This window comes from Nitrospira sp. NS4, assembly GCF_049546785.1.
Lineage (GTDB): Bacteria > Nitrospirota > Nitrospiria > Nitrospirales > Nitrospiraceae > Nitrospira_D.
Window position 1 is genome coordinate 340,371 of the sequence record NZ_JBMWAN010000003.1, and the last position, 26,335, is coordinate 366,705.

At 57.7% G+C, this 26,335-nt stretch carries 32 protein-coding genes; 23 read left to right on the forward strand and 9 right to left on the reverse strand.

Annotation, left to right across the window (positions count from 1 at the left end):
* Positions 1–141 precede the first annotated feature (141 nt).
* The 8 genes from plsX (at position 142) to ACO9S2_RS10390 (ending at position 6,929) form a co-directional block, all read left to right on the forward strand.
* Positions 142–1,164, forward strand: coding sequence for a phosphate acyltransferase PlsX (plsX, locus tag ACO9S2_RS10355; protein ID WP_423721937.1), 1,023 nt, complete (start codon positions 142–144; stop codon positions 1,162–1,164).
* Entirely contained in the window at positions 1,161–2,135 is a 975-nt protein-coding gene (locus tag ACO9S2_RS10360) for a beta-ketoacyl-ACP synthase III (protein ID WP_423721938.1), read from the forward strand. Before plsX ends, ACO9S2_RS10360 begins: the two co-directional genes overlap by 4 nt.
* Positions 2,136–2,215: 80 nt before the next feature.
* Entirely contained in the window at positions 2,216–3,166 is a 951-nt protein-coding gene (gene fabD / locus ACO9S2_RS10365; RefSeq protein ID WP_423721939.1) for an ACP S-malonyltransferase, read from the forward strand.
* A gap of 27 nt (positions 3,167–3,193) precedes the next feature.
* Entirely contained in the window at positions 3,194–3,937 is a 744-nt protein-coding gene (fabG, locus tag ACO9S2_RS10370; protein WP_423721940.1) for a 3-oxoacyl-[acyl-carrier-protein] reductase, read from the forward strand.
* Positions 3,938–4,028: 91 nt separating this feature from the next.
* Positions 4,029–4,262: an acyl carrier protein gene (acpP, locus tag ACO9S2_RS10375; RefSeq protein WP_423721941.1), complete on the forward strand. Its 234-nt coding sequence runs from the start codon at positions 4,029–4,031 to the stop codon at positions 4,260–4,262.
* Positions 4,263–4,277: 15 nt separating this feature from the next.
* Positions 4,278–5,528: a beta-ketoacyl-ACP synthase II gene (gene fabF / locus ACO9S2_RS10380; RefSeq protein ID WP_423721942.1), complete on the forward strand. Its 1,251-nt coding sequence runs from the start codon at positions 4,278–4,280 to the stop codon at positions 5,526–5,528.
* A gap of 9 nt (positions 5,529–5,537) precedes the next feature.
* Positions 5,538–6,245 carry a ribonuclease III gene (gene rnc, locus ACO9S2_RS10385; protein ID WP_423721943.1) on the forward strand — a complete coding sequence of 236 codons (708 nt, stop codon included), beginning with the start codon at positions 5,538–5,540 and terminating at the stop codon, positions 6,243–6,245.
* A 126-nt stretch (positions 6,246–6,371) separates the two neighbouring features.
* Complete coding sequence (locus tag ACO9S2_RS10390; RefSeq protein ID WP_423722495.1) at positions 6,372–6,929, forward strand: peptidylprolyl isomerase; 558 nt, start codon at positions 6,372–6,374, stop codon at positions 6,927–6,929.
* A gap of 654 nt (positions 6,930–7,583) precedes the next feature.
* On the opposite strand, the gene ACO9S2_RS10395 is transcribed toward ACO9S2_RS10390, so the two are convergent.
* Both ACO9S2_RS10395 and ACO9S2_RS10400 read right to left on the reverse strand, forming a co-directional pair.
* Positions 7,584–8,282 carry a hypothetical protein gene (locus ACO9S2_RS10395; RefSeq protein WP_423721944.1) on the reverse strand — a complete coding sequence of 233 codons (699 nt, stop codon included), beginning with the start codon at positions 8,280–8,282 and terminating at the stop codon, positions 7,584–7,586.
* Positions 8,279–9,295 (reverse strand): hypothetical protein, encoded by a 1,017-nt coding sequence (locus tag ACO9S2_RS10400; protein ID WP_423721945.1) that lies wholly within the window; start codon positions 9,293–9,295, stop codon positions 8,279–8,281. Before ACO9S2_RS10400 ends, ACO9S2_RS10395 begins: the two co-directional genes overlap by 4 nt.
* Before the next feature lie 258 nt (positions 9,296–9,553).
* On the opposite strand from ACO9S2_RS10400, the gene folD reads away from it, so the two are divergent.
* From folD to panB, 3 genes are all read left to right on the forward strand, one after another.
* Complete coding sequence (folD, locus tag ACO9S2_RS10405) at positions 9,554–10,414, forward strand: bifunctional methylenetetrahydrofolate dehydrogenase/methenyltetrahydrofolate cyclohydrolase FolD (RefSeq protein ID WP_423721946.1); 861 nt, start codon at positions 9,554–9,556, stop codon at positions 10,412–10,414.
* Between the two features lie 168 nt (positions 10,415–10,582).
* Positions 10,583–11,470 carry a methylenetetrahydrofolate reductase gene (locus tag ACO9S2_RS10410; protein ID WP_423721948.1) on the forward strand — a complete coding sequence of 296 codons (888 nt, stop codon included), beginning with the start codon at positions 10,583–10,585 and terminating at the stop codon, positions 11,468–11,470.
* On the forward strand, positions 11,470–12,258 hold the full coding sequence (gene panB / locus ACO9S2_RS10415; RefSeq protein WP_423721950.1) for a 3-methyl-2-oxobutanoate hydroxymethyltransferase: 789 nt from the start codon (positions 11,470–11,472) through the stop codon (positions 12,256–12,258). Before ACO9S2_RS10410 ends, panB begins: the two co-directional genes overlap by 1 nt.
* 97 nt (positions 12,259–12,355) lie before the next feature.
* Here panB and ACO9S2_RS10420 read toward each other — a convergent pair whose 3' ends face one another.
* From ACO9S2_RS10420 to ACO9S2_RS10435, 4 genes are all read right to left on the reverse strand, one after another.
* Positions 12,356–12,721 (reverse strand): DUF309 domain-containing protein, encoded by a 366-nt coding sequence (locus ACO9S2_RS10420; RefSeq protein WP_423721952.1) that lies wholly within the window; start codon positions 12,719–12,721, stop codon positions 12,356–12,358.
* A gap of 136 nt (positions 12,722–12,857) precedes the next feature.
* Positions 12,858–13,673 carry a symmetrical bis(5'-nucleosyl)-tetraphosphatase gene (locus tag ACO9S2_RS10425; protein WP_423721953.1) on the reverse strand — a complete coding sequence of 272 codons (816 nt, stop codon included), beginning with the start codon at positions 13,671–13,673 and terminating at the stop codon, positions 12,858–12,860.
* A 91-nt stretch (positions 13,674–13,764) separates the two neighbouring features.
* The gene (gene queF / locus ACO9S2_RS10430; protein WP_423721955.1) at positions 13,765–14,187 is read right to left on the reverse strand and encodes a preQ(1) synthase; all 423 of its coding nucleotides are present in this window, start codon (positions 14,185–14,187) and stop codon (positions 13,765–13,767) included.
* Between the two features lie 21 nt (positions 14,188–14,208).
* A complete protein-coding gene (locus ACO9S2_RS10435; RefSeq protein ID WP_423721956.1) occupies positions 14,209–14,457 on the reverse strand; it encodes a methylenetetrahydrofolate reductase C-terminal domain-containing protein in 249 nt (82 codons plus the stop codon).
* A 431-nt stretch (positions 14,458–14,888) separates the two neighbouring features.
* Here ACO9S2_RS10435 and ACO9S2_RS10440 point away from each other — a divergent pair, with 431 nt between their 5' ends.
* From ACO9S2_RS10440 to ACO9S2_RS10460, 5 genes are read left to right on the forward strand one after another with little or no spacing between them, the layout of a single operon-like run.
* A complete protein-coding gene (locus ACO9S2_RS10440) occupies positions 14,889–15,791 on the forward strand; it encodes a thiamine pyrophosphate-dependent enzyme (protein ID WP_423721958.1) in 903 nt (300 codons plus the stop codon).
* A 25-nt stretch (positions 15,792–15,816) separates the two neighbouring features.
* Positions 15,817–16,542 (forward strand): 2-oxoacid:acceptor oxidoreductase family protein, encoded by a 726-nt coding sequence (locus tag ACO9S2_RS10445; RefSeq protein WP_423721959.1) that lies wholly within the window; start codon positions 15,817–15,819, stop codon positions 16,540–16,542.
* A 19-nt stretch (positions 16,543–16,561) separates the two neighbouring features.
* Positions 16,562–16,882 carry a hypothetical protein gene (locus tag ACO9S2_RS10450; RefSeq protein ID WP_423721961.1) on the forward strand — a complete coding sequence of 107 codons (321 nt, stop codon included), beginning with the start codon at positions 16,562–16,564 and terminating at the stop codon, positions 16,880–16,882.
* Positions 16,883–16,908: 26 nt separating this feature from the next.
* Complete coding sequence (locus ACO9S2_RS10455; RefSeq protein ID WP_423721963.1) at positions 16,909–17,673, forward strand: carbon monoxide dehydrogenase beta subunit family protein; 765 nt, start codon at positions 16,909–16,911, stop codon at positions 17,671–17,673.
* Positions 17,674–17,710: 37 nt separating this feature from the next.
* Positions 17,711–19,033 (forward strand): transketolase C-terminal domain-containing protein, encoded by a 1,323-nt coding sequence (locus tag ACO9S2_RS10460; protein WP_423721964.1) that lies wholly within the window; start codon positions 17,711–17,713, stop codon positions 19,031–19,033.
* 123 nt (positions 19,034–19,156) lie between these two features.
* Here the strand turns inward: ACO9S2_RS10460 and ACO9S2_RS10465 are convergent, their stop codons facing one another.
* On the reverse strand, positions 19,157–19,405 hold the full coding sequence (locus ACO9S2_RS10465) for a hypothetical protein (protein WP_423721966.1): 249 nt from the start codon (positions 19,403–19,405) through the stop codon (positions 19,157–19,159).
* Between the two features lie 115 nt (positions 19,406–19,520).
* On the opposite strand from ACO9S2_RS10465, the gene ACO9S2_RS10470 reads away from it, so the two are divergent.
* Positions 19,521–20,663 (forward strand): small ribosomal subunit Rsm22 family protein, encoded by a 1,143-nt coding sequence (locus ACO9S2_RS10470; protein WP_423721968.1) that lies wholly within the window; start codon positions 19,521–19,523, stop codon positions 20,661–20,663.
* A gap of 163 nt (positions 20,664–20,826) precedes the next feature.
* On the opposite strand, the gene ACO9S2_RS10475 is transcribed toward ACO9S2_RS10470, so the two are convergent.
* Positions 20,827–21,000 carry a hypothetical protein gene (locus tag ACO9S2_RS10475; RefSeq protein WP_423721969.1) on the reverse strand — a complete coding sequence of 58 codons (174 nt, stop codon included), beginning with the start codon at positions 20,998–21,000 and terminating at the stop codon, positions 20,827–20,829.
* 38 nt (positions 21,001–21,038) lie between these two features.
* Positions 21,039–21,398 carry a hypothetical protein gene (locus ACO9S2_RS10480; protein ID WP_423721971.1) on the reverse strand — a complete coding sequence of 120 codons (360 nt, stop codon included), beginning with the start codon at positions 21,396–21,398 and terminating at the stop codon, positions 21,039–21,041.
* 170 nt (positions 21,399–21,568) lie between these two features.
* On the opposite strand from ACO9S2_RS10480, the gene ACO9S2_RS10485 reads away from it, so the two are divergent.
* The 6 genes from ACO9S2_RS10485 to ACO9S2_RS10510 all read left to right on the forward strand — a co-directional run bounded on the left by ACO9S2_RS10485 (position 21,569) and on the right by ACO9S2_RS10510 (position 26,311).
* A complete protein-coding gene (locus tag ACO9S2_RS10485) occupies positions 21,569–21,964 on the forward strand; it encodes a protein-tyrosine phosphatase family protein (RefSeq protein ID WP_423721973.1) in 396 nt (131 codons plus the stop codon).
* A gap of 97 nt (positions 21,965–22,061) precedes the next feature.
* Positions 22,062–22,895 (forward strand): bifunctional DNA-formamidopyrimidine glycosylase/DNA-(apurinic or apyrimidinic site) lyase, encoded by an 834-nt coding sequence (gene mutM / locus ACO9S2_RS10490; protein WP_423721975.1) that lies wholly within the window; start codon positions 22,062–22,064, stop codon positions 22,893–22,895.
* A gap of 490 nt (positions 22,896–23,385) precedes the next feature.
* Positions 23,386–24,384: a sigma-54 interaction domain-containing protein gene (locus ACO9S2_RS10495; RefSeq protein WP_423721977.1), complete on the forward strand. Its 999-nt coding sequence runs from the start codon at positions 23,386–23,388 to the stop codon at positions 24,382–24,384.
* Between the two features lie 325 nt (positions 24,385–24,709).
* Positions 24,710–24,988, forward strand: a complete 279-nt coding sequence (locus tag ACO9S2_RS10500) for a hypothetical protein (RefSeq protein ID WP_423721978.1) — start codon at positions 24,710–24,712, stop codon at positions 24,986–24,988.
* Positions 24,981–25,565, forward strand: a complete 585-nt coding sequence (locus ACO9S2_RS10505; RefSeq protein ID WP_423721980.1) for a DUF4255 domain-containing protein — start codon at positions 24,981–24,983, stop codon at positions 25,563–25,565. Before ACO9S2_RS10500 ends, ACO9S2_RS10505 begins: the two co-directional genes overlap by 8 nt.
* Positions 25,562–26,311, forward strand: coding sequence for a hypothetical protein (locus ACO9S2_RS10510; RefSeq protein WP_423721982.1), 750 nt, complete (start codon positions 25,562–25,564; stop codon positions 26,309–26,311). The genes ACO9S2_RS10505 and ACO9S2_RS10510 overlap by 4 nt, the downstream gene beginning before the upstream one ends.
* Positions 26,312–26,335 lie beyond the last annotated feature (24 nt).

The following is a 26,335-nucleotide window of genomic DNA, read 5'->3' on the forward strand; positions in this document are numbered from 1 at the left end:
AGACCGCTCGTGTCTCGCGCCCTAGTCACCCGTCCTGTTGTGCGCCTCGTCCGTCTGCGTTAAGCTTTCGGCGCAGTTCTGACCATTACGGGTGTCACGCGTGTTCAGCCAGCTATTCCAATTTTGAGCACATTATCCCGCATGAAGATCGCGCTTGATGCGATGGGGGGGGACCACGGTCCCGCGCCCTGTATCGAAGGCGCCCTCCAGGCCGCGAAAGAGCTTGACGTCGATGTCGTGCTCGTCGGCGACGAGGTGACGCTCAAGCAGGAGTGCGCCCGCCTCGGATTAGCGGATGCCCGCCTGACCATTCGTCATGCGCCTCAAGTCGTCGAAATGCATGAATCGCCAGCGACGGTCGCCAGGAAGAAACGCGACTCGTCGATCTGGATCGCAACTGAGCTCGTGAAGAGCGGCGAGGCCAGCGCCATCGTGAGTCCCGGCAATACCGGCGCAAGCATGGTCGCGTCATTTTTTGTGCTGGGCCTGACCAAGGGCGTCGAACGTCCGGCGATTGCCACCAGTCTGCCGACGCTCACCGGGGAAGCCATCATGCTGGATGTGGGGGCCAACGTCGATTGCACGGCGAAGCACCTCGAACAGTTCGGCTTGATGGGGAATGAGTACGGCAAGCATCTCTTTCGCAAACCCAATCCCCGCGTCGGTCTCCTGAGCATCGGTGAGGAAGACAGCAAAGGCAACGAAGTCACCAAGGAAGCGTTCAAGCTGCTAAAGGCCAGCGCGTTGAACTTCATCGGGAACGTCGAAGGACGCGACGTCTATAGCGGCACGGCGGATGTCGTCGTGTGCGACGGCTTTATCGGCAATGTCGCATTGAAAATTTCAGAAGGCGTGGCCGATACCATCAAGAAACTCCTGCTCAAGGAAATTTCCAGCTCGTGGCTGGGTCGGTTGGCCTATCCGCTCATTGCGACACCGCTGCTCAATTTAAAGCGCAGGATCGACTACGCCGAGTTCGGCGGGGCTCCGTTGCTCGGGGTCAATGGTATCACGATCATCTGTCATGGCCGGTCGTCGGCCAAAGCCATCAAGAACGCCATCAAGCGCGCCAAAGGCATGGCCGAAGGGCGTGTCCACGAGTTGATCCAGCGCGATATTGAAGACAGCCTCAGCGGTACCCCCCCCGTGGAGTCACCGTCATGAGGGCGCGTATCACCGGCACCGGTTCCTATGCTCCCGCTCGGATTATGACCAACGCGGACCTTGAGGGTTTGGTTGCCACGTCCGACGAGTGGATCCGCGAACGGACCGGGATTCGCGAGCGCCACATCGCCGCGACCGGTGAAGCCTGTTCCGACCTAGCGGTCCAAGCCGGCAAGCGCGCACTGGCCGCAGCCGGCGTGGCGCCGGCTGATCTCGATATGATTCTTGTCGCCACCTGTACGGGGGATTACCCCCTTCCTGCTACGGCTTGCCTGGTGCAATACCAATTGGGGGCGACTAAAGCGGCTGCCTGTGATTTGGCGGCCGCCTGTTGTGGCTTTGTCTATGCGCTGTCGGTGGCCGATGCCTATGTGCGCACCGGTATGAAGCATGTGCTGGTCATCGGGTCGGAAGTGATGTCGGCGATTACCGATTGGACGGATCGCAATACCTGTGTGTTGTTCGGTGACGGTGCCGGGGCAGCGGTCATCAGCGCAAGCGATGGCGAGCGGGGGATTCTTTCCACCCATCTGCGTTCGGACGGGGCGCTCTGTGACTTGATCGCGGTGCCTGCCGGCGGATCGAGACAGCCGGCGTCGGAAAAAGTCGTGGGCGAGCGTCTGCAGTATATCAAGATGAAGGGGAATGAGACGTTCAAAGTGGCCGTCCGATCGCTCGAGGAAATCGCCCGCGAAACGTTGGCTGCTAATCAGCTCACGATCGATGCGCTGGATTTGTATGTCCCCCATCAAGCCAACATGCGTATTTTGAATGCCGTGTCCGACCGGCTGGGTCTTCCCAAAGAGAAAATCATGTTGAATCTCGATCGGTACGGCAATACGTCCGCCGCGTCGATTCCGATTGCACTCGATGAAGCGGTCCGTGCCGGACGGGTGAAGGACGGCTCACTGGTGATGCTGGGAGCATTCGGTGCCGGTCTGACCTGGGCCTCGGCATTAATCAGGTGGTAGGGGGAAGCACCGGCTACGGTCCATTTTCAGCAACTTTTCCCGTTGACATTCCACGCCATTTCTAAGATATCTAGCTCCCTATGAATTCAGGAATCGGGTTGGTTTTTCCAGGGCAGGGTTCACAGTCGGTCGGCATGGGGAAAGCGCTCTGCGAGGCCCATCCGATCCTAAAAGAGGTATACGCCGAAGCCTCTTCCGTCCTGGGCTACGATAGCGCCGCGCTCTGTTTCGAAGGCCCGGCAGAGCGGTTGAATCTCACGGAGAATACCCAGCCGGCGCTGCTTGTGAGCAGTATTGCCGCGTTGAAAACATTGGACTCGGCGGGGCTCAACCCGATCGCGGTAGCCGGTCACAGCCTGGGAGAGTATTCTGCCCTGGTCGCGGCGGGGGGGCTCTCGTTTCAAGATGCGGTTGGGTTGGTGCAGAAGCGCGGTCGGTATATGTCTGAGGCCGTGGCGCCGGGAACCGGCCAAGTGGCGGCGCTGCTCGGGTTGACGCCGGATGTGGTGCGCGAGGTATGCTGTGAGGCGTCTTCGGTCGGTGTGGTCGCTGCCGCCAATTTCAATTCCCCTGGGCAGGTGGTGATTGCAGGAGAAAAAGCCGCAGTGGAACGGGCGATTGAATTGGCAAAGGGAAAGGGTTGCAAGAAGGCGATTCCCTTGCCGGTCAGTGTCCCGGTTCACACGCCACTGATGCAAACGGCGGCGGATCGCCTCGCGAAGGATCTTGCGGCGGTGCAATGGTCCGATCTCAAGATGCCGCTCATCAACAACGCCGACGCGAAGGCGATCAGCCGGGCCGCAGATATTCCACCCTCCTTGGTTCGCCAACTGCCCTCTTCCGTTCTCTGGGAGGATTCGGTCCATGCGATGGCGAAGATGGGTGTGACCACGTTTGTCGAAGTCGGGCCTGGCACGGTGTTGACAGGATTGATCAAGCGCATTGTGCCCGAGGCCAAATTACTGAACGTCAATGATCCGAAGTCGCTGGATGCCACGCTGCAGGCGCTGAGCGCGACGCATTCAGCCTGAAGTCTCACGTTAAACAAGGAACTCGGTATGTCATTGCAAGGACGAGTCGCGATTGTCACCGGGGCTGCCCAGGGTATCGGACGGGCCATTGCGGAAGCGTTGGCGCAAGCGGGCGCGGATATCGTGGTGGCGGATCTCGATCCCAGCCGCTCCGAGGATACGGTGAAGGCCATCGAGGCAGCGGGTCGGAAGGCGCTGAACGTGAAGGTCAACGTCGCCGATGCCAACGATACCAAGGCGATGGTTGAGCAGGTGATGAAGGCGTGGGGGAAGGTCGACATCCTGGTCAACAATGCCGGCATCACGCGCGACGGGCTGCTGCTGCGGATGAAGGAAGAGGATTGGAACCTGGTGATGCAGGTGAATCTGAACGGCACCTTCAATTGCACGAAGGCCGTCTTGCAGCCGATGACCAAGCAGCGGTATGGTCGCATCGTCAACATTGCCTCGATCGTGGGCGTCATGGGCAATGCCGGTCAGGCGAATTATTCGGCCTCGAAGGCGGCGGTGATCGGGTTTACCAAGACCGTCGGCCGGGAATATGCCAGCCGCAACGTCACGGTGAATGCCGTCGCGCCGGGGTTCATCGATACGGCGATGACGCACGGGTTGCCGGCGGATGTCAAAGAGACCTTGCAGAAGCAGATTCCGTTGGGACGGCTCGGGACACCGGCTGATATTGCGGCAGCGGTGCGGTTTCTTGTCTCGGAGGAGGCTGCGTATATTACCGGCCATGTTTTGCATGTGAATGGCGGCATGTTAATGGTATAGATGACAAGCGGGCTTCGAGAGGTTGGGCTGCAGCATATCCCCATGCTGTAGTGCAGGGTCAGTCACATTGGGGAAGGAGGTAGGCAGATCGATGGCAACTGTTGATGAGCGTGTGAAGAAGATCATCGCCGAGCAGCTCGGTGTTGAGGAAGATGAAGTGACTCCCGAAGCGTCCTTTGTGGAAGACCTTGGCGCCGATTCGCTCGATACCGTCGAGCTGGTGATGGCGCTCGAAGAAGAATTCGAAATCGAGATTCCCGACGAAGATGCGGAAAAGATCCTCACGGTCGGGAAGGCGCTGGACTACATTAAAGAGAAGGCCTAAGCAGGCGCATTTTCTATGGCTGATCGAACGACACGTCGCATCGTCGTGACCGGTTTGGGGCTGATCACGCCTCTTGGCACCGGTGTGGAGAAAACCTGGACCGCACTTTGTGCCGGGCAATCCGGGATCGGGCGGATTACTAAGTTCGATCCCACCGGCTATGATGCCCAGATTGCGGGCGAGGTGCGAGATTTCGATCCCGGGCGGTTCATCGAGAAAAAAGAAATCAAGAAGATGGACACGTTCATCCATTATGCCGTGGGTGCGGCCCAATTGGCGGTGGATGATGCCGCGCTGAAGGTCGCTCCGGAAGAGGCGACCAAGGTGGGGGTATACATCGGATCGGGCATCGGCGGCCTTGGCTCGATCGAGCACTATCATGACGTGCTCAAGGAGAAAGGGCCGGGTCGCGTGTCGCCATTTTTTATTCCGATGACGATCATCAATCTGGCCTCCGGCCAGGTGGCGATTCGTATCGGCGCCAAAGGACCGAACTCCTGTGCTGTCACGGCCTGCGCGACCGGCAACCACTGCATCGGTGATGCGTTCCGATTGATCCAGCGGGGAGACGCCGATGTCATGGTGGCGGGCGGCGCCGAAGCGGCGATCACGCCGTTGGGAGTGGCCGGGTTCGCTGCGGCAAAAGCCCTGTCGTTCAGAAATGACGAACCGACGAGGGCCAGTCGGCCGTTCGATAAGGATCGGGATGGCTTCGTGCTCGGCGAAGGCGCCGGCGTGGTCGTGCTGGAAGAACTCGAGCATGCGCGCCTCCGCGGTGCGCGGATTTATGCCGAGCTCATCGGCTATGGCATGAACAGCGACGCCTATCACATTACGGCACCGCCGGAAGAAGGGGAAGGCGCCGTTCGCTGCATGGAACTGGCGTTGAAGGACGCCGGTATTGCGAAAGATCAGATCGGCTACATCAATGCCCATGGCACGTCAACCATGGCTGATGCGATCGAGACGCGGGCAATCAAGCAGGTGTTCGGCGAGCAGGCCTATAAGATTCCCGTGAGTTCGACCAAGTCGATGACGGGCCATTTGCTCGGCGCCGCCGGAGGCATTGAGGCTGTGTTCAGCATTCTCGCGCTCCACCACGGGATACTTCCTCCGACGATCAACCTCGAGAATCCTGATCCGGCCTGCGATCTCGACTATGTTCCCAACAAGGCGCGGGCGGTTCCCATCAAGGTTGCGCTCTCCAATTCGTTCGGATTCGGGGGCGTCAATGCCTGCCTGATTTTCAGGCGTCTGGAAGCGTAGCGCGAGACTATGACACCGGCTTTACCAGCCGACTCCTCTCCCCATCCCTTCGAGTACCGCTTCAACAATCCCGCGCTGCTTGAGGAAGCGCTCACGCACAAGTCGTCTGTGAATGAGCGGAAGGGGGCCGCGCGTCCGCATAACGAGCGGCTGGAGTTTCTCGGCGATGCCGTGTTGTCGCTCATTATCAGCGACCATCTTGCCCGGTTGTACCCCCAGTTGAGCGAAGGTGCGCTTTCGAAGCTGAAGGCGACGCTCGTGAGTGAGTCCTCACTGGCTCAGGCCGCGCGCCGGTTGAAACTCGGCTCATTGCTGCGACTCGGACGGGGGGAGGAACGGTCGCAGGGGAGGGAAAAGAATTCGTTGCTGGCCGACGCGTTGGAGGCGGTGATTGCCGCCGTCTACTTGGACGGCGGGCTTGAGGCGAGCCGGGTCTTTACGGAGGGCGTGCTTGCATATGAACTCGCCCAGGCAGACGCACAGCAGGGGGCACCGGGCGGAGAGGATTACAAAACACGGCTTCAGGAATGGTGTCAGCAGCGATATGACGAGTTGCCCCGGTATGACACCGTTCGAGAGTTCGGGCCGGATCACCAGAAGTTGTTTGAGGTCGAAGTGCGGGTCAAGGGAGATCTTATGGGGAGCGGTCGGGGGTTCAGCAAGAAAGAGGCGGAGCAGATGGCCGCGCAGCAGGCACTGGAGCGGCTGGCGTCTTGAAGCCTGCCCGGTTGATCGCAATAGTCGGCACGTAATCCGGATAGGGAAGGAGGAGGGATGATGCAGAGACGATTAAGCGGGTTGTTAGGCTGTCTCGTATTGGCCTGGGGGATTCCGTTCTTTGTGATGAGTGGCATCGTGGCGGCTGCAGACAAGGCGCCTGCTCCGAAGGTAGAGGCACCCAAGGGGCCTCGTGCCATTATCAAGACCAAGTTCGGGGACATCGAGATCAAGTTCTACCCGGACGTGGCCCCCAAGCATGTGGAGAACTTCATCAAGCTTGCGAAAGAGGGGCTCTATAACGGGACGATTTTTCACCGGGTGATTCCCGGGTTCATGATTCAGGGCGGAGATCCCAATACCAAGGATTCGTTGAAGAAGGAATTGTACGGTCAGGGTGGACCGAAAGATGAAAAAGGGAACCCGATCCATGTGCAGGCGGAGTTCAGCGATACCCCGCACAAGCGAGGCATTGTCTCGATGGCCAGGGCCGCCGATCCTGACTCGGCAGGCTCGCAGTTCTTCATTGTGGTGGAGGACTCGCGGTTTCTGGATCGCAAATATACGGCATTCGGCGAAGTCACGAGAGGCATCGGTGTGGCTGACAAGATTGTGAATGTGCCGCGGGATGAGCGGGACAATCCGAAAGAACGCATCGAGATGACCGTGACCATCGTGGAGTAGCGGTTTCGTTATCACGCCTTCCTGCCCCGCATTTCCTTTCCGCTCCTCCCATTGTGATGGGAGGAGCGTCTGTTCTATCAATCCGTTCCCTTCCATGTGATTGAGGATTCCGTGATTCCGGCGATGCTGATGCGGCGCGAGTGCCCAAGACTCGGCGCTGGGGCAGAGGCCTATCGGCTAAATCCTACTTTGGAGGGGGAGCTTTTCCAGGGATGTTCTTGAGCGGGTGCCTCACAGTATTCTGAACTCATCCCGGTACGGCCAGTGATGGAAGGAGTAGGTCACCTGCCTGAAGGAACGACGCGCCGTATGTACCGTCGCGTGCAGACAGACTGCGAGGGCTGTATTTTGACCGCTCAGAGGGTAAGCCGGTGCTGTGTTCAAGACCTGTCGCTTAACGGGTTTCGTGTTCAGGTAGATATGGCTCTTGTCCCAGGCTCTTTTGTGATGGTGCGGATTTGGATTCTCTGCGGACTCAGCCGATTGATATCGATCAGGCGGTGATCCGCTGGGCAAGCAAGCATGAGGAGATCGGACTACAGGTCGTGGCGCTTTCCAACGGAGCGGACTTCCAACTGGCGCGGTTCGTGGAGCGGTTATTGGCGCAAGGGCCTGTGTCCGGAGGCATCCCGCACGCGAGCGGGGATCTCTGGTTCAATGGTGGTGCTGGCATTCCGGTCCATGCACATGCTGCTCGGGGGCAGGCGGAGGCATGAACGATTGGCCGGGCAGCACGATGTGCCCCGGTTCGTGTTTCTTCTTCAAATGGTCCGCGAGTTGAGGATGGTAGGTGGTCACATAGCCGATCAGTCCGTTGAGGAAACGCCGGGACTGGAAATCCTTCCCTGAAAAATCCGAGACAAACTTAATGGCGCGATCGAGGATCTCCGGTGCATTGGATGAATCCGCGATCTGTTTCGGGTTTTGCTTCTTGAAGGTCTCGTATTCCTTGACCAAGTGCTCAGCGAAGACCGGCATAGGTGCCGACGGCACGTGCAGGGGGCTGAGTGTGCGGCGAAGCCCCTGTATGGCAGCAACCACTTCGGCGTCTTGTCCGTCTCGCCGTCCCTGGAAGAAACTGAAGCTAATTACTTCAACCAGGTTGAAGAGCGCCACGGCTTGCTCTCCACCGAATTCACTCAGCTCCCGGTAGAAATCCCGCCGCACCGGCATGAACTGCTCACCCAGGCGCTTCTGTTGATAGTCGCTGCCGCTGTCGAGGTAGGCGCAGTCGGTGGGGCAGTTGACGCGCACGAGACGATGTTCGCCGCAGCAGGAGTTACAGATGAGCCCGCCCAGGGCCGGGCAGGGGCGCTTGCCTTTGCGTTGCTTGCAATAGAGACACTGGCTCATTTCTTGGGCGATCCTTCCGCTGCAGCCTTGGGAGGCCCCGCCGCGCCGAATCCATAGTCAGCGAGAGTCCGCCGGGTATCACGGCTCTTGCCCTCCGAGGGCGCTTCTAAGCCGTTGATTTCGGCCGTATGGGCATAGTGATAGGGGACGAGAATGAGGTTGTTGGCGCGGTCGATGCTGATGTCCGCGGGGGCCGGGAGATATTCCGCAATGACTTGAAAGTGATTGTCACGGGTCATCCGCCAGATTTTTCCTTTGGTGAAATCAGACACATACATGTTGCCCCACCGATCGAAGTCCACGCCGCTCAGATTTTGGAAACGGCTGGTAAAGAAGCCGTTCGAGACGAGTTCGGTCAACTGCCCTTCCGGCGTGATCTCCAGAATCCTGCCCTTCTCCCAACTGACGGCAATGATGTGACCGGTCCGCGGATGGACTGCGATTCCTGCCGGGCCAGCCAGGCGTTCGTCGTGTACCAGCAGGCTCACACGATGGTCAGCGGAGGAATCGATACGGTAAATCGCATTATTCGATTGATCGGAGGCGTACAGCATGCCGTTCGGTCCGGCCGTGACATCGGTGAGCGAGACGGGTGCTTTTGTCCCCTGAGGCGGGAAGGAGACCGTGACCAGGGATTTTCCCGTTGCCTTATCGAATCCCTTCAGTTGATCGAGATCGGCGACATAGAGCGTGTTCGCCAGCAAAGCCATGCCTTTGGGGGCATGCAGCATCATGTCGGAAATCCCGCCTTGAATGAACTTGAGGTTCAGCACTTTGCCTTCGGCGTCGACTTTCGTAATAAATCCGTTGTTGTCGCGGGCATCTGGATCCCCATTGATATTGGAGATGAAGAACTCTTTGCCCTGCGGATCGCTGACAAAGCTATTGGGCGATTCCAGCCCGGTAATCTGGGCGGCATCCGAGGTGGCCGGCCACACGAACAAGCTGCTTGCGATCACAATGGCCGCAAGGACGCTGTTCAATCGACTGTAAGCAGTTGGAAGGCTGTTCAAGATTGGATCATCAAGCAAGAAGATTACCGGCATCGTAGCGAACGGTGGAAGAGCCTGTCAAGGAAGGCGGAATGCAGCGAAAGGTCTGCGGTACGGGGTGCGAGACGAGGGGTGGGAAATGATCACAGGATCTCAATTCTTTTGCCTCTCGCCTGGTTCCTCGGTGCATGGAGAAGCAGAGCGTTGACTTGCATAAAAATGCCCTGCTAAGGTGCCATCGGTTTTCTAGCCAACCGCTTGAATTCAGGGAGGGAAATTGTGGGAGCACGACTCATTGACGGGAAGGCATTGGCACAGCAAGTTCGCGACCGGCTGGCGATTGAATCTGCGGCGGTCTTGGCAAAGACCGGGACCAAGCCGGGTCTCGCCACGATTCTCGTGGGTGACGATCCTGCGTCACATCAGTATGTGAAGAGTAAGCAGAAAGCCTGCGAGGCGGCAGGTATCTATATCGACGATTACAAATTGCCGGCCAATACCACGCAAGCGGATCTGTTGGCACTGATTGAAAAAAAGAACGTCGACCCAAAGGTTCACGGGATCTTAGTTCAGCTGCCCCTTCCCAAGCACATCGACAGCCGCGTCGTGCTTGAAGCGGTGTCACCGGACAAGGATGCCGACGGGTTTCATCCTTACAACTTCGGCCGGTTGGTCGAAGGCAATCCGGTGTTCGAGGCCTGTACCCCCAAGGGAGTGATCAAGATGATCGAGTCCACCGGTGTCGGCATTGAAGGCAAGCGTGCGGTGGTCTTGGGCCGCAGCAACATTGTGGGGAAGCCGTTGGCGCTGATGCTCTTGCAGCGCAACGCGACCGTGACGATCTGTCATTCCAAGACCAAAGATCTGGCGGCAGTCTGTCGGGAGGCGGAGTTGCTGCTCGTCGCGATCGGGAAGGCCAAGTTCGTGACGGCTGACATGGTGCGAGAAGGCGCGGTCGTCATCGACGTAGGAACCAATCGGTGGACGGATGGGAAGCTTTGCGGCGATGTCGATTTCGAACCGGTGAGCCAGAAGGCCGGCTGGATCAGCCCAGTCCCAGGTGGCGTCGGCCCCATGACGATTGCGATGTTGCTGGAGAATACGGTGGAGTCTGCCAAGAGAATGGCGGGGATGAAGTGAGGGAGCGCGGTGCGTGGCAGATTCTTTGCTCGCGCCCCGCGCGCACGGGAATGGGTTGTAGATGCGATCTAGGGCGGTGCTCGGTGCATGCGCGCAGGAGAACCTGCCACGCACCACATAGGGAGATGAGAAAAGAGAACAGGGCGGAGCGTTGGAGAGGATGGTTGAATGAGTAAGGAGCCACGACGGCTGAAAGAGGTGCTCGATCAGGGGCAATTTGCCGTCACGATCGAGTACAACCCGCCGAAGGGGACCAACATCTCCGGTGTGCTGGAGAATGCCAAGCAGCTGATTGGGCGCGTCCATGGCGTGAACGTGACGGACAACACGGCTGCCGTGGTTCGTGCCGGGTCTCTTCCCGTCTGCCGATTGCTGTATGAAATGGGCCACGATCCTGTCATGCAGCTGACCTGTCGCGACCGGAACCGGATCGCCATGCAGTCGGATCTCATGGGCGCGCACATGTTGGGTATCCGCAACATCCTCTGCCTGACCGGTGACTATCCGACCGTGGGAGATCATAAAGATGCGAAGCCTGTCTACGATCTTGATTCAGTGCAGGTCATGCAACTGGTGCAGGGGCTGAATAACGGCCGGGATATGGCGGGCAACAAGCTGGATGGATCGACCGCCTTCACGATCGGGGCGGCGGTGACGCCGGAGGCCGATCCGCTGGGTCCGATGCTGGCCAAGTTCGAAGTTAAAGTCAAAGCCGGGGCCCGGTTCTTTCAAACCCAGGCGATCTACAATCCGGATCAGTTTGCGGGCTTTATGAAAGCAGTGCGCCAGTACAATGTGAAAGTGCTGGCCGGCATTCTTGTGTTGCGGAATCACAAGATGGCCGAATTCATGAACGCCAATATTCCTGGTGTGTCGGTGCCGCAGGACATGATTGATGAACTGAAGGCTGCCGGAACGAAATCCGAGGATGTCGGGGTGGAGATCGCGGTACGGACGATCAATGCGGTGCGGCCGCATTGCGACGGCGTCCATATTATGGCGATCAAGGCCACACATCGACTGGCGGACATCATTACCAAGGCCCATCTCGGCTGATGACCATTCCTGAATTCCAACAGCACAAGCGTCAGAGGAAAAAGCTGGTCGTCGTGACGGCCTACGATGCGCTCTTTACCCGCATCCTTGAGCAGGCCGGGATCAATGCCATCCTGGTGGGTGATTCACTCGGTGTTGTTGTGCAAGGCCGGGCCAACACCTTGTCCGTTACAATGGACGACATGCTCTACCACACAAAGCTGGTGGCCGGTGCAGCCAAGCAGGCGTTGGTGATCGGAGACATGCCTTTCATGTCCTATCAAGCGAGCCAGGAAGAGGCGGTACGGAACGCCGGACGCTTGATTCAGGCCGGCGCCCATGCGGTAAAGCTTGAAGGGGGGCGGCCAATGGCCGACCGGGTAGCGGCGATCACGGCGATCGGCATCCCTGTCATGGGCCATCTCGGGATGACGCCGCAGTCAGTGAATCAATATGGCGGCTACAAAGTGCAGGGCAAAGCCAAGGATCGCGCGAAGGCGCTCTTAGAGGATGCTAAAGCGCTTGAGGCGGCTGGCGCGTTTGCTGTCGTGCTGGAAGCCATTCCCGCATCGCTGGCCAAGACCATCACGGGAGCGCTATCGATTCCGACCATCGGGATCGGGGCCGGACCCCATTGTGATGGGCAAGTGCTGGTCGTCTACGATTTACTCGGGATGTTCGACGACTTTGTGCCGAAATTCGTCAAACCCTACGCGCACCTGAAGGCTGACGCACTTCAGGCGCTTCAACGCTATAAAGCAGAAGTTGAACAGGGTACGTTTCCATCCGATTCCGAATCCTACCACTGACAAGTTGGTCGATTCCGACATGAGCAGAAGCAATGGCCTGGCTGGCCTGCGCCCCCTCGGGGCTCTGCGTGTGGCGCAGAAGGGGAGTTGGTTGAGCTCAATTCCGCTCATTGAGTCGAATAAGCGGCGCATAGAGCGTTGACCCAGCCACGCACTTCTGCAGATCTTCAGTCAGGCCGGCGACATCCACTCCCATATAGGATTCCGGTACTCTCTGAAGGCGAATCATGCCACGGTGCAGCAGATTGTGCGCCGCCTGAGGATTCTCCATGGACAGTTTCAGATTGGCTGCGGCGAGTTGAATGATGGCTTGGAAGAAGTTTCCCTGCTCGCTGTGGTGTCCGGCTGCATTCCAGAGTCCTTCGAAGACTTCATGGCATTCCCACCAGTACGCGTAGTTATAGAGGTCGATTCCGTGCAGGTAGTCGGCGGATTGTCTCCACTGGTCAGGAGGGAGCCGCATCGGCTTGTGCTCTTCTTGGCTGTAGAAATGGTCGCGAGGGATGTATCGCGGGTGTCGGTTTTTCCCTGGCACAAACCGGCAAGAGGGGAAGGGGCGATCAGAGTAGCGGGGCCACAAGGGAACGGCCGGGTACGGGTCAGTCACGGTCAAGCCGATCCGCGCACTCGACTTGATGGACTGTACGATCCTCCAGGCGAATCGCCGTCAACTGCCGGCCCCAGGCGCAGCCGCTATCGAGTCCGAGTAGATTCTGCTCAATGTGCAGGCCGAGCGCAGCCCAATGGCCGAAGAGGACGGTATGGTCGGCGTTGCGCCGGTTGGGGATGCGAAACCAGGGGAGGTGTCCCTGGGGAGCATTCTCAGGGTGGCCGGAAAATCCAGACAGGGCTCCTGCGGAGGTGCAGGTGCGGAGACGGGTAAGGGCACGGGTAATGGCGACGAGACGCTCATCTCCTCCCAGCTTCGGATCCCAGTGAGCCGCAGTGCCGTGATATAGCGCCTGGAGGAACGTCCGAAAGGCAGGTCCTGCGAGGACGACTTCGACCTCACGAGCCAGCTGCGCCGCCTCATCGATCGACCATTGAGGCAGGAGTCCCGCATGCACCATAAAGTAGGAGCCTTCACGATAGTGCAGCGGTTGCTTGCGTAGCCATTCTATCAACTCGCTTCGATCATCCGCTTCCAGCACATCGTGGATCGTGTCTTTCTGTCGCGGGGAAACGATGCCTTCCGCCACGGCGAGTAAGAACAGATCATGATTGCCGAGGACCACTTGAGCGGAAGGGCCCAGCTGTTTCAGGTAGCGAAGGACGCGCAGCGAGCCGGGACCTCGGTTGACCAGGTCCCCCGCGCACCAGAGACGGTCGGTGGTGGGATCGAACCGGATCTGCTCCAGCAATTGTTCGAGAGAATGGGCGCACCCCTGAATGTCGCCGATTGCGTAGGTCGTCATCGTCCTGTGGAGTACCAATGAATGGGTGAGGGTATCGCGGGCCTCCGCTAATTACAAGCGGAGGAGAGGACGGCGGAATGTCGCACGAAAGTTAGGGCTGAGGGTATCGGGCTTCGATCACGCTACGCAGTCCGCCCCGTGCGGCAAAGGTGCCGGTGACCTTGGCCCAGACCGGACGGCAGGATGTGACGATGTCGTGCAGAATACGATTCACAGCATTCTCATAGAAGATGCCAAGATTACGATAGGCGTGGATGTACATCTTGAGCGATTTCAGTTCAAGGCAGGCCTTATCGGGCTTGTAGTGGACGGTGATAGTGCCAAAGTCAGGCAGATTGGTTTTTGGGCAGATGGCCGTGTATTCGGGAATCTCGATCGTAATTTCATAGCCCTTGTACTGATTTGGAAATGTCTCGATCTCAGGCAGGGGAGCGGTGATGCCGCTCTTGGCATGTCGTTCGTTGTATCCGAGCCTGGTGGTGTCCGGTTTCCTTCTTGTCGTTTCACGTTTCACGTTTCGCGCCTCACGCCGTTGCTAGACTTGTTTCATCCAATCGGTCTGGCCGATTTTATCCAGTTCGATGAAGAGCGTTACCCAGGGACATTTCATCTCAGGGTATACTTCGCAAAAGCCGCCTTTCCGCACCCCGCCGCAGGGACCGTGTGCCATGAATTTGGGGCACTCGGCTTTGAGCGAGTTATCGGGGATCGGGGGACGCTTGTGAACGCCGCCGACGTGAGCGCCAGCATCGTCTTCACCGGGGATCAATACTCGAATAGCCATAAGGCCACAGTCTAAACGGATTGTGGATGATCGGCAATGCCACCGTGCATCTGTGACAAACACGGTCCCATCGAGATTCTTGGTCATGGTCACCAGTTTCGTTGCTTTTCCGCATGGGTTAGGGCGAATGGCCTATGGACGCAACGCTAATCTAGGCCTTCTTTCGGAGAGGGTGGGTCTTCTGAAAAGTTGCGTTGATAATCACGAAGTTATAAAATTTATGCAAACGATGCTAGATCGGCGTGGGGCCTGATAATCCATTTGACAGTCTTTTTTGGGCTTTGCTAGGATGGCCGCGGTCGAGTGGTCAGATGAGCAGGAATACGCAAGCCGACCATCCTCACGTCCTGCAGGTTGTACACGTTCATCGAAGGTAGGATGAATTCATATGCAACGGTTCTCCGTTGCAGAGACATAAGGGAGGTGCCGCAATGAGTCTCGATTATGTAAAGTTTTCCAACGGCTTTGAACGGTTTATGCCGAAAGAATATCGGGACATGGTTGAACATGGCCCCTTTGGGAAAAAAGTGTCTGTGTCGCAGATGGGAAGCTTCAAAGAAATTTTGGAAGAGCACCCCATGTGCGCCGGTTGTGCGATGACTCTGTTCATCCGTCTCGCAATGATCGCCGTCCCGAACCCTGAAGATACGATCATGGTGGGTACGGCCGGGTGCGGACGGTTGGCCATTTCGCAGGCGGCGATTCCCTTCGTCTACGGCAACTACGGTGACCAGAATGGTGTGGCCAGCGGGCTGTCCCGCGGGCTTCGTCTGCGGTTTGGCGATAAGCCCAAGGATGTGGTCGTCATGGCCGGCGACGGCGGCACCGCCGATATCGGATTCCAGCAAGTGTTGCACTCGTGGTTCCGCAAAGAACGGTTCACCACAATTATGTTGGACAACGAAGTCTATGGGAACACCGGTGGCCAGGAAAGCGGTATGACGAGCCGTGGTGCGGTGTTGAAGATGGCCCCCTTGGGGAAAAAGTTCGAGAAGATGGATATGCTGCAGATGGCGAAGGTAGCCGGGTGTGCCTACGTCGCAACCGTGGTCCCGAACAATCCGCGCCGTGTGGAGAGCGTGATTAAGAAGGCTGTATTGATTGCTCGCGAAGTCGGTTCGACTTACATTCAAGCCTATACGTCCTGCAACATTGAATATGCGATTCCGACCGACAAGGTGATGGAAGACGCGAAGAACGTCGAGAATGATCGGTACGCATTCTCTGAGTATGTCAGCGAAGAAGCGAAGCAGTACTTGGCTGAGCGTTATGGCTATAAGGAATTTCTTCCGAAGCCGGCCGCTCCCGCTGGTGCCATTCCCAACAAAGCATAAGCCTGACCGGTAAGGAGGATTGCCCATGGCAAAGCGTTTCAACATTCGGATGGCAGGCGTCGGGGGACAGGGTGTCGTGACGGGGTCGCACATCCTGAGCACCGCGGTCATCAATGCCGGCGGGGAAAGCACGATCGTTCCGTTCTACGGATCGGAAAAGCGCATGGCGCCGGTCGAGAGTTATGTGCGGGTATCCGATGAACCGATTTACGAGATCGGCGAAATCACGTTTCCGCACATCATCATCATTTTCCACCCGCAGGTCATTACGCATGGCAAGTCCTATACGATGCCGTTCTATTTCGGTTTGAAGGAAGATGGGGTTGCGCTGATCAACAACGATGGCCCGATGAACCTGCAAAAGGACCAGGCTCGCGAGTTGGAAGAGCGTCGCGCAAAGCTGTACTACTTCCCCGCGACTAAAATTTCCCTTGAGGTCGCAGGGATGGATCTTGCCACCAATATGGCGCTGATGGGCTGTATTGGAGCCATTACCGGGTTGACGACCATGGCAGGGTTGGAGCAGGCCGTGAAGGACCGGTTCCTCGGAAAAGGATTCGTCGTATCCGGCGGGACGGCGGCGTTGGATAGTGTGGTGGAGAGAAAGTTTAAGAAGAAACAGGAATTGATTGATAAGAACGTGGCCGTGATGCGGGCTGGGTGGAACTACGCCGTCGAGCACGGTTGGGCTGCTCCCGACGTGAAACGTGTGGATACCCCAGTCGCCGCCGCAGCTGCTAGTGCCTCATAGCGATACATAAGGAGTTCCCATGTATCTCGTAGCTGATATCAATGTTGAAATTTGTGCCGCAAAGAGTTGCAAGCTCTGCACGCAGTACTGCCCCGAAGCCAACACCATTCAATACAGTGAAGAGTTGGGGAAGGATAAGGGCTTTAAGTACGGATCTGCCTACGTGGCTGTTGATCGGTGTAAGGGGTGTGCGCAGTGCGTGTGGGTATGCGATAACATGGCCAAGAATAACGCCATCAAGATGATCATGATCGATCAATTACCGTTAGCCGCCATCACCGACAATATTACGTATGGCGACAAGAGCACGACGGCAGTTTTGGTAAGCCCTAGCGTCTGATCATTCGGCAAGAAAGGGGAACGGGCGTGGCAACAACGCAAGATACCAGAGAACGCATCATTGTACCGGGGCCTGCGGGCTTCCATCCTCCGTCAGCCGCTCAGTTGGGCGTCGCGCTTCCTGATCCCGGGCAGGGCCTCTATTACGGTCTGCTCGAGACAAACGAGGACAAGGTCATTGAGGAAATGGCCAGGAAGATGTTGACGAGTCCCAATGCCACCATTTTTCCGGGTCCGCTGGTGTTGTGGGCGTGGAATGAGCATGCGGTTGAAAAGGCGAAGGCCACGCTGGAAATTGCCGCCCAGATTCCGAACGTGATGGTTATCCCGATGCCGGATTATCGGCCCAAATATCCGAAGATCGATCCGGAAGAGGTCATCAATCCAAACCACCCGAATCTCACAATTTGGGGCAACAAGATTGAAGCCTGTATTTTCATCGGCGTGCATTGCCACTATGCGAATCTGACCCTCAAGATGATCCGTGCGGGCACGAATTGCTGTACGATGGCCATCTGTGCCGAGCAGGGCCACGAAGATGCCATGCTGACGATTCGCGATTCCGATGTGCTCAAGCTCAAAAAGACGGCGCAGATCTTCAAGCGGGTCCGTGAAGAAATGGGCATCAAGTTGCCGGAGAACGGCGAGAATGTTCGGTTTACCGGAACGCAGTCCAAAGTCCACGGTGGGAAAACGCACACCAACCCCATGACCTTTGCTCCGGTTGTCCCGACCGGAACAAGTGCATCGGCGTTCGGCCATTCGGCTGAGCAGATGAAACGCGAAGGGTAGAGGGTCGGTCACGGCGATATAGCCAAGAGGTGTAACTATGAGCGAAGCCGAAGTGAAGAGCAATCCGGGAACAAGTGTCGCGGCTCCAAAGGTGGAAGCGAAAAAAGATCCGCATGCCGAGGCCAAGCGACAACGGGTCGTCACCCCTGAGTACATGTTTCATGAAGCCCCCAGAACGAAAGAGTTTATTACGGGGAGCGAAGCCGCCAAAGAGGCCATTCGCCGGTCGAACGTCGATCTGGCGATCGCCTATCCCATCACGCCGCAGAGTGAAACGATGCAGTTGGTCGGCGTGCTGTACGGCGAAGGGTATGTGAAGGAATATTATCGTGGTGAAGAAGAAGTCGGCGTGATGGCCGCCATCGCCGGCGGCTCCCGTTCAGGCGTTCGGTGCTACACGGCGACGGCTGGTCCGGGCACGTTGCGAGGTCTTGAGGGTATTGCCTCTTGGCCCGGGCATCGCTTGCCTGCCGTGGCGATGTTTACCTGTCGTGTGGTCAATGCGCCATTGGCGATTCAGCCGGATAATATCGAAGTGGCCTATTTGCTGAATTGCGGCATGATCGTCTTTCATGCCGAGAACCAGCAGGATATGTTCGACTTTACGATGGCCGGGTTTGTGATCAGTGAGAAGAACGACGTCACGCTGCCCGTCGGCGTCTGCTGCGACGGGTTTTTTGTGACCCACGCCCGCGGATATGTCCGTATGCAGGAGCGAGGGATTAAGCTTCCTCCTCGAGAGCCCTGGCGCGGTGCGGTGCCCGTGTTGGATGCGGAGAATCCTCCCGCGCGTTTGTCACGCGACGCCCCGGTTCAAAAGTCGAACTTTATGGCGTACAACATTCACGCGGTCTGGCAGCAGGAAGTCTGGGCCGCGGTCGAACGGTCACGCAAGTACATCAATCAGTACATGGGCGGTCTGCTCACGGCGGAGAATGTCGAAGGTGCTGAGGCGGTCATCATCGCTTCAGGCAGCGCCGCAGCCCAGTCTCGCGAAGCCGTTCGCATCTGCGCGGAAAAGGGCATCAAGATCGGCTTAATCAAGGTCCGCTCGCTCCGTCCGTTCCCGACGCAGGAATTGCGGCAGCTCTGCGGCAATGCGAAACTGATCGTCGTCCCGGAGTTCAATTATGTCGGATGGCTGGCGAAGGAAGTGGCCACCGCGATTTACGGGTTCTCCAAGGCGAAGATCATCGGCGGACCGCGGGTGTATGGCGGTCAGTCGATGCCGGTAGAATTGATCGTGGACGAAGTCGAGTCCGGCTTGACCGGAAAGAAGTCGACCAACGTCGCCCAGTCTTCCGTCATGGGTGGCGCGGTTAATCAGGATGAAGTAGCGCATTTTATGCGCAGCATCTAAAAGGCACCGCGAGGTAAAAACGGAGAGCCCGATCCTTTTCAGGATCGGGCTCTTGCTTTTTAGCCGCTGAATCGAACGGGCCGGAATGAACGGGGATATGCTTCGGAGGGAGTGAAGGCCACACTAGCCCTGCAATTCGTCCTCGATCATATCCTCGCTGGCGGGCATGCCATACGCGACATACTTCGCATAGGAGAGGTAAATCCCGGCGCTGTCCCGCATGGCTTTAGACCCATGCGTCATACGGACCACGCGGTCCGATTCCGGCGGCTCGGTATTCTGAAGATAGAGCACATGTTCATGTAAGACCTGCGTGAAGCGCTCCATCGCCGATTCCACCTCTTTATAAGCCTGAAGAACGGGGTCATTCATGGTTGTCCTCCTCTCTATGTTAAGCATACATTAGGCCATGGTGACCTCGAACGGCAAGAGGCCCGCACGGCTCTCACCTTTGATTCTGCGCTCCATCGAGCAGGTGGCCGGCAGGATGCCGCGAGGTACCGGGAATCGCGCGGCGCTGGCCGTAGCCGAATTGTCGCGTCTGTTCACGAAGGACCGGTCGTCGCTCACCTCCGCCTACCTTGACGATCCGGCCCATGCCGGGGCGTATCTCCAATACTTTTTACCGGTGAACCTCTCTAAGATTCAGGTCCTGCTCGAGGAGATGCCTGAGGACTGGCCGGAGCACGGTCAGGGTGATCCGATCCGCGTACTCGATGTGGGATCTGGACCTGGCACCGGCGCCTTGGCTGTCCTTGATTGGTTCCAGCAACATCGGCCAGACCGTGTGAATGCTCTCTCGGTTGTCGCGGTTGATGCCTCAAGAAACGCTCTGAACCAAGCTCGAAATCTCTGGGATACCTATAGCCGGGAATCAGGGGCAGCGGACGCGAGTCTGACAACGTTCGAGGGAAATCTTGAGCGTAGCGTGAAAGGTTCATTGCTCGATCGCATGCAGCAGAGAGCGCCCTACGATCTGATTGTCATGGCGAATTGCCTGAACGAACTCTTTGCTCAATCCGCCGATCCGGTGGCGGCGAGAGTCGATCTCGTTACGATACTGCTGTCAGTGCTCGCCCCACATGGGAGTTTCATGATTGTCGAGCCGGCCTTGCGCGATACGTCGAGAGCGTTGCATCAGGTCCGCGATCGACTGGTTCAGGAGAAGTGCTGCACGATCTATAGCCCCTGCCTCCACGAGCAGAGTTGTCCTGCGTTGGTGAATCCGTTCGACTGGTGCCATGAAGAGCGCGCGTGGGAGCCGCCGCCTGTGATTCAAGAGATCGACGAAGAGGTGGGGTTTATCAAGGACGCATTGAAGTTCTCGTATCTGCTTCTCCGAAAAGATGGGCGGACCATCGTTGGCCGGAGACCTGATGTCTATCGCGTGGTCAGTGAATTGCGCGAGATGAAAGGGGAGAAGCGGGCCTGGCTCTGTAATGAGTCGGGGCGATCGGAAATCGGCCGGCAGGATCGGCTGGCGTCGCCGCAGAATGCCGCGGTTGATGAGTGGCATCGCGGCGCGATCGTGCAGATAGAGCGGGTGGTAAGGAAGGAACGAGAGGGAAAGGTGTCAGCGGTGGGACGAATCGAGCGAGATGCGGTGGTTGAGGTACTCCGGCCTGCCTGAAGTTGGCCGATCGGAATAGAACGGCGGCTGCGCATACAGGGCTGGAAGCCCTTCAGCTTCTGAGAGCAAGCGCTGTGTTCCTGTAATGATGACCTATCGGTAACGCTGAAGACTGTGAGGAAGATAGGATGTCGCTTAGGAGCAGGGAAGCATCACGTAGTGACTAGTCTGCTTCCGGTTCAGACGACCCGTGCTGGTGACTCACCCGATCCTCGTCGAACATCTCCGCCATTTCTTCGGCGATCATGTCGCGGTCGTTCGGCACAGAGATGAGAGGGATTTCCTTGCGGGCTTTTGGAGCCGGTTCGGACTCCGGCTGTTTTTTCTTGTCGCTCATGTTCATAGTATACACCACACTGGCTGAGTAATGGGGAGTTATTCGAACGCTTCCATGGAAGAGCGTTCGGGGAATTTCCGTTTACAGCCAAGGCAGGTGACGAAATAGATAGATTCGCGCACTGACATGGTCGCACGGAAATCCAGGCTCACGCCCCGATGGTTGCACTCTGTGCAAGAGATTTCTTTGAGTCGATAGGGAATATCCGGCTGTGTGCGGATATAAAAATCCATATCAGTATACACGGGGAAGCTGTACCGGCACTTCATGCAGACACCCCGCCATTCCCCATCCGGCTGCATAAACCGGCGGTCGATCCCAAAGCGGTCGCCTTTGCAGATGGCGCATTGAACGGAAGTGAGGCGCTGTTCGACTTCGTCGGGTGCAAGCCCTGGCATAATCAATTCTCCAGATCCGTGTATCCGCTGTCAGTATAGCGACTAGAGATTAATCGCTGCAACCTATCGGATTACCTTGACGATTCCAAGGAAGTGATTATACTCACACCAGTATGCATTTAGTTACCGATACGCTCTTACTCGGAAATATTGAGGATGCCCGCCAGCCGATGTCTGCCATTAAGGCGTTGTTGTTGGTGGCGGAGGAGTACACGATCGAACCTCCGGAATGGATTGAGTTTGAGAAAATTCCATTTAAAGAGTTCTCGGTCGTCGACCCGGCTCGTTTGGATCGGGCCGTCGCATGGCTGGAAAGCCGGTCTCCCGGAAGCCGGACGATGGTCTGCTGTCGAGTGGGAATGGGACGATCGGCATCGGTGATCATCGCCTACTTCTGCTGCAGTCAAGGGATGTCGTATGAGGATGCGGTCGCCTTCGTGAAGGCGAGGCGGCCTGGTGCGACACCGCTCCCCAACTTGCAGGAGACGATAGAAGAGGTTCTCAAGCTTCGGGCCCACCGGAGCGGTCGGGATGTCTGGCCTGCCCAGAAACCGCGAGTGGCTTGAGTTTGCCCCTGTCTCCTGGCATTGCGTTTTCCCTCCCTCTCATGGCCTAATCACACCCAATACAGCAATCTCCATTTGCCATGTTCCAAGGTCTGGGATGCCTGAATTACCTGAAGCCGAGGTAGCTGCGCGACAGATTCACGCCCGGCTTGTCGGGGGCCGCGTTGCCAACGTCGTAGTCGGCCGGCTCGATATCATTCGCGAGGGAGCAGCCTCCCTGGAATGGTATCCGGGCAGCGTCGTATCGGGAGTCGAGCGGTACGGGAAAAGTGTCGTCATTGAGTTCGAGAAGGGAGGGGCGTCGCGCTATCTGGTCGCCGAGCTCGGGATGACGGGCCTCCTGCTCTTCCCTTCTGTGTCCATCAAATTCCCGCAGCATGTGCATTTCACCCTGAGTTTCGCCGATGAGCGGACGCCTACGGTACGCTATTGGAATCCTCGTCGTTTTGGCCGGCTCTCCCTGCTGGATCGTGACGAACTCGACCGCTATCGTGTGCGCCGGTTTGGCTGCGACCCTCTTCAGGTGACCTGCGAAGACTTTTGTAAGTTGCTCCATTCCAAGCGGCGACGTCTTAAGGCGCTGCTGATGCATCAGCAATTCATCGCGGGCATAGGGAATATCTATGCCAATGAGATTCTTTTTCGCGCCAGACTTAATCCCAATGCCATTGCCAGTCGCCTCACCTCCCCTGCCGCGACGCGCCTCCATCATGTGATGCAGTCGGTTCTTCAGCATGCCATTCAGTGCGGAGGATCGAGCGTGAAGGATTTCTTTGCGCCGGACGGGACCAACGGACAATACAAACGGCACCATCTTGTCTATGGCAAAGAGGGCCTACCTTGTCCAAACCACTGCGGGCGGCTCATCCGGCGTGTGCAGAGCGAGCGCAGCTCATTTTTTTGCCCGAAGTGTCAGGCCATCCGGTCGTGATCGCGAGCACTTGATCCGATTTGTGCTAACGGTCTCGAGACCTGATGTAACCGAGTCAATTTCCTTTCCACGGGCTACGTGTTTTTTCTGGTACAGCCTGCATTCCAAAGCATACACCTGGCACAGTCGCAATCGGGTGTAGCCGTCCTTCTATTCCCAAGAGCACCCTGATCTTTCCAAGGTTCTGTGGGCCTGGCTCATATCCGCCCTTCGGTATGACAGATGCAGGGAGCTTTCCCCTTGGAGAACCGCCTCCCTCTGTCAGGCCTTGCCAAGCGGGGGTGCTCATCAGATCTGGTCCGCTGAAGGGAATGGGTCGTTCTTTTAGGCGTGACGCCGGGTCAAGTCAGTAGCGGGAGAGAATCACGAAGATCCTCTGCGAGGTACATTGGCTGGACCTTCTTGCCAGAATTTTGTAACCTCGGTTTTTTGCAGGGCCAATACAAACCTTAAGCAGGATATCGGGGCCGTGCCGATGGATCGGAGCGTGATGCCAATGCCGAAGGTCGAGACCGGAGCTCTTTCCGCACGGATACATTTTGACACCTTGGTCGGTGAAAGTGAGGTGTTCCTCCGCACAGTGGAAAAAATCCGGCTGTTCGCAAGAACGGGAGCAACGGTATTGATTACGGGTGAAACCGGAACCGGGAAAGAGCTCTTTGCGCGAGCCATCCATTATCACGGTGTAAGGAAGGGATATCCCTTTGTTCCGGTGAATTGCGGGGCATTGCCGGATGCCTTGATCGAAAATGAGTTGTTCGGCCATAGCAAGGGGGCCTACACGGACGCCGCGTCGGCTGAAAAGGGGTTGGTGGCGGAAGCACATGGAGGAACCCTGTTCCTCGACGAGATCGACGCGCTGAGTTTTCCCGCTCAAACCAAATTGCTCAGATTTCTTCAGCAGGGGGAATACCGTCCGGTCGGCTGTGCCAAGTCTGCCTATGCCGATGTACGGGTGGTGGCGGCCTCCAATGCCGACCTTCTGGCGTTGGTGCAGCAGAAGCGGTTTCGCGAGGATTTGTTTTATCGGCTGCATGTCCTGTCGGTCACCATTCCGCCGTTGCGCGAGCGCGTGGGGGATCTGCCGCTGCTGGCGACACACTTTGCCGCGTATTATGGCCGGACCCAGGGGTATGGCGCAGTGAGCCTGTCCGAAGAAGCGACCAGGAAGCTGCTTGCCCATACCTGGCCCGGCAATATTCGCGAACTTGAAGGCGTGTTGCAGCGTGCCGTCCTTCACAGTGGCGGAGCCGTGATCCAAGCTCATCATGTGGAATTGGCCGGGTCCATCGCAGCGGAGAAGGCGCCTGGCACGCTGAGTCAGGCAAAAATGGCGGCCATGCAGCAGTTTGAACGGACCTATCTCATCAACTTGCTCACGGTGCACCACGGCAACATCACCCATGCTGCCAAGGCTGCCGGCAAGGAACGTCGAACATTCCAGCGGCTCTTGATCAAGCATCAGTTGCATCGAAGTCACTTCGCGTAACCATAAGTCCCGTACCTCCTCTCCCGGCATGTGACAGAGTACGCAGGTGGAGGCCTAAAGTCCCTTTACCAGGGGCTGATCGAGCTGTCCATACGGACTGTGGCGCGCTCTCCTCATTGACCGCGGTCTCTGCACCGCAGCAGCTCATTCAGCACTTTGTGTGGGAATTGAAGCGAGTCCGGCCTGAAGTAGTGCGGCGACCCTGCCTCGTTCGTCAATAAGTATTTCCATCTAACCGACAGGAAACCCGTATTTTATCGAGCGGTCCACAGGGGCACGGCGTTTGCTGTGTTCAAGCGTACATTCAGAAAAGGCAGGGTGGAGCGTGGCGGAACAGGGCACATCCGGCGAGGTCGAACAAGCCGTCCGAACCATCCTGCGGCATCTTGTCGAACATCCGGATGCCAAGGATACCTTGGAGGGTATCGTACGGTGGTGGGGGGAGCCACTTCTTCGCACCGCGGAGGTCGAGGTGGTCCGTCGGAGCTTGGATGAATTGACGGATCGCGGGTGGGTGTCGGTCAGAACCGCCGGGACCGGTGTGCGCCTCTATGGACTGAACAAAGACCGTTTGGACGATGTGAAACGGTATCTTCATGGCTAATGTGCTCGCGATCCATTCGGTCGGAACCTCGCTGGCCGCGTATTTGCGCAATACGTATCCAGGTGATCTTCGTGCTGCGCATCCCTGCGAGTTCAAGCTCTTTGCCAGCGCGGAGATGGGGAGTACGGAGGAGCGCGGGACCACGTTATCGCTGTATCTCTATCGCATCACGATGAACGAGCATGTCCGCAACGTGCGCCGCACGAACGATGTGGTCGACAACGACACACCGCTTTCAGTCGATTTGCATTTCCTGCTCACAGTCTGGGCTGACAACGCGTTGGCTGAGCAGACGATCCTGGCCTGGGCGATGCGTCAGTTGCATCAACGCCCGGTTCTTGATCGATCAACGCTTTCTCCTGAAGCCGGGTGGGAATCGAGCGATGTGGTTCATGTCATCCCTGCGGAGCTGAGCCATGAAGATTTGATGCGCATCTGGGATGCGCTGGCCCCGTCCTATCGTCTCAGCCTGTCCTATATTGCGCGAGTGGTGCGGATCGATGCGGATCCTGTTCCCGGCGGGTTGCCCGTCGTGGCACGAAATTTCGTGGTGAGCGAGCCGGAGGCTGCTCGATGATGGTGGAGAGTCTCACCCGCCGGGTACTTGCCGCGCTTCGCGTCGTGGACGGCGTGACGGGACAGCCGATTCTCTCGCCGCTGTCCGTAAGCGGCGCAGGAACCCTCTGGGTGAGGAATCGGCGAGGCCTCTATGTTCTGACGGGGATGACGGGCCTGGAGGCGCACCAGGATGGGTTGATGGGGCCTCCGGCCACTCCGGCTGTTGGCAGCATGAGCGTCGTCGTGGATGTGCGTGATATGGGTTCCACCTACCTGTCTCGCCGGCAGACCATTCGGCTGCCGCGAGATCCCGATCCCGTCCATGCCGGCGAGAGCGGGTCCGTGTTTCGACCCATTGAGAGCCGGCTGTACCTGAGCCCATCGGCCCCGACGTCATCCGCATGGGCCGTCATCCGAGTGACGGTCGTGCGTGAGGGAACCGAGCAGGGATTGGGCGGCACATTGATTCGCGTGTTGCGTGCGAGCGATGGAGAAGTCCTTGCGCGCGGGATTTCCGATGGACGAGGTGAGGCGTTGGTTGCGGTGCCCGGCATTCCCGTCATGACCTGGGAGGATGCCCCCGGGCCGGTAATGGGAACGGAAGTGGATGTTCAGGTTGAAGTGGTATGTGATCCAGGAGGGGGCGAGGCGCCGGACCCGGACCAGCTCGAAGCGAATCGAGCAACGCTTCCGAATAGGCAGACGGCAATGAAGTTGACGTCAGGACGAACGGTCGTGCGGAAACTGACTGTCGCGATCCCCTAGCGGGGTGCGTAGTCGAGAACGGGA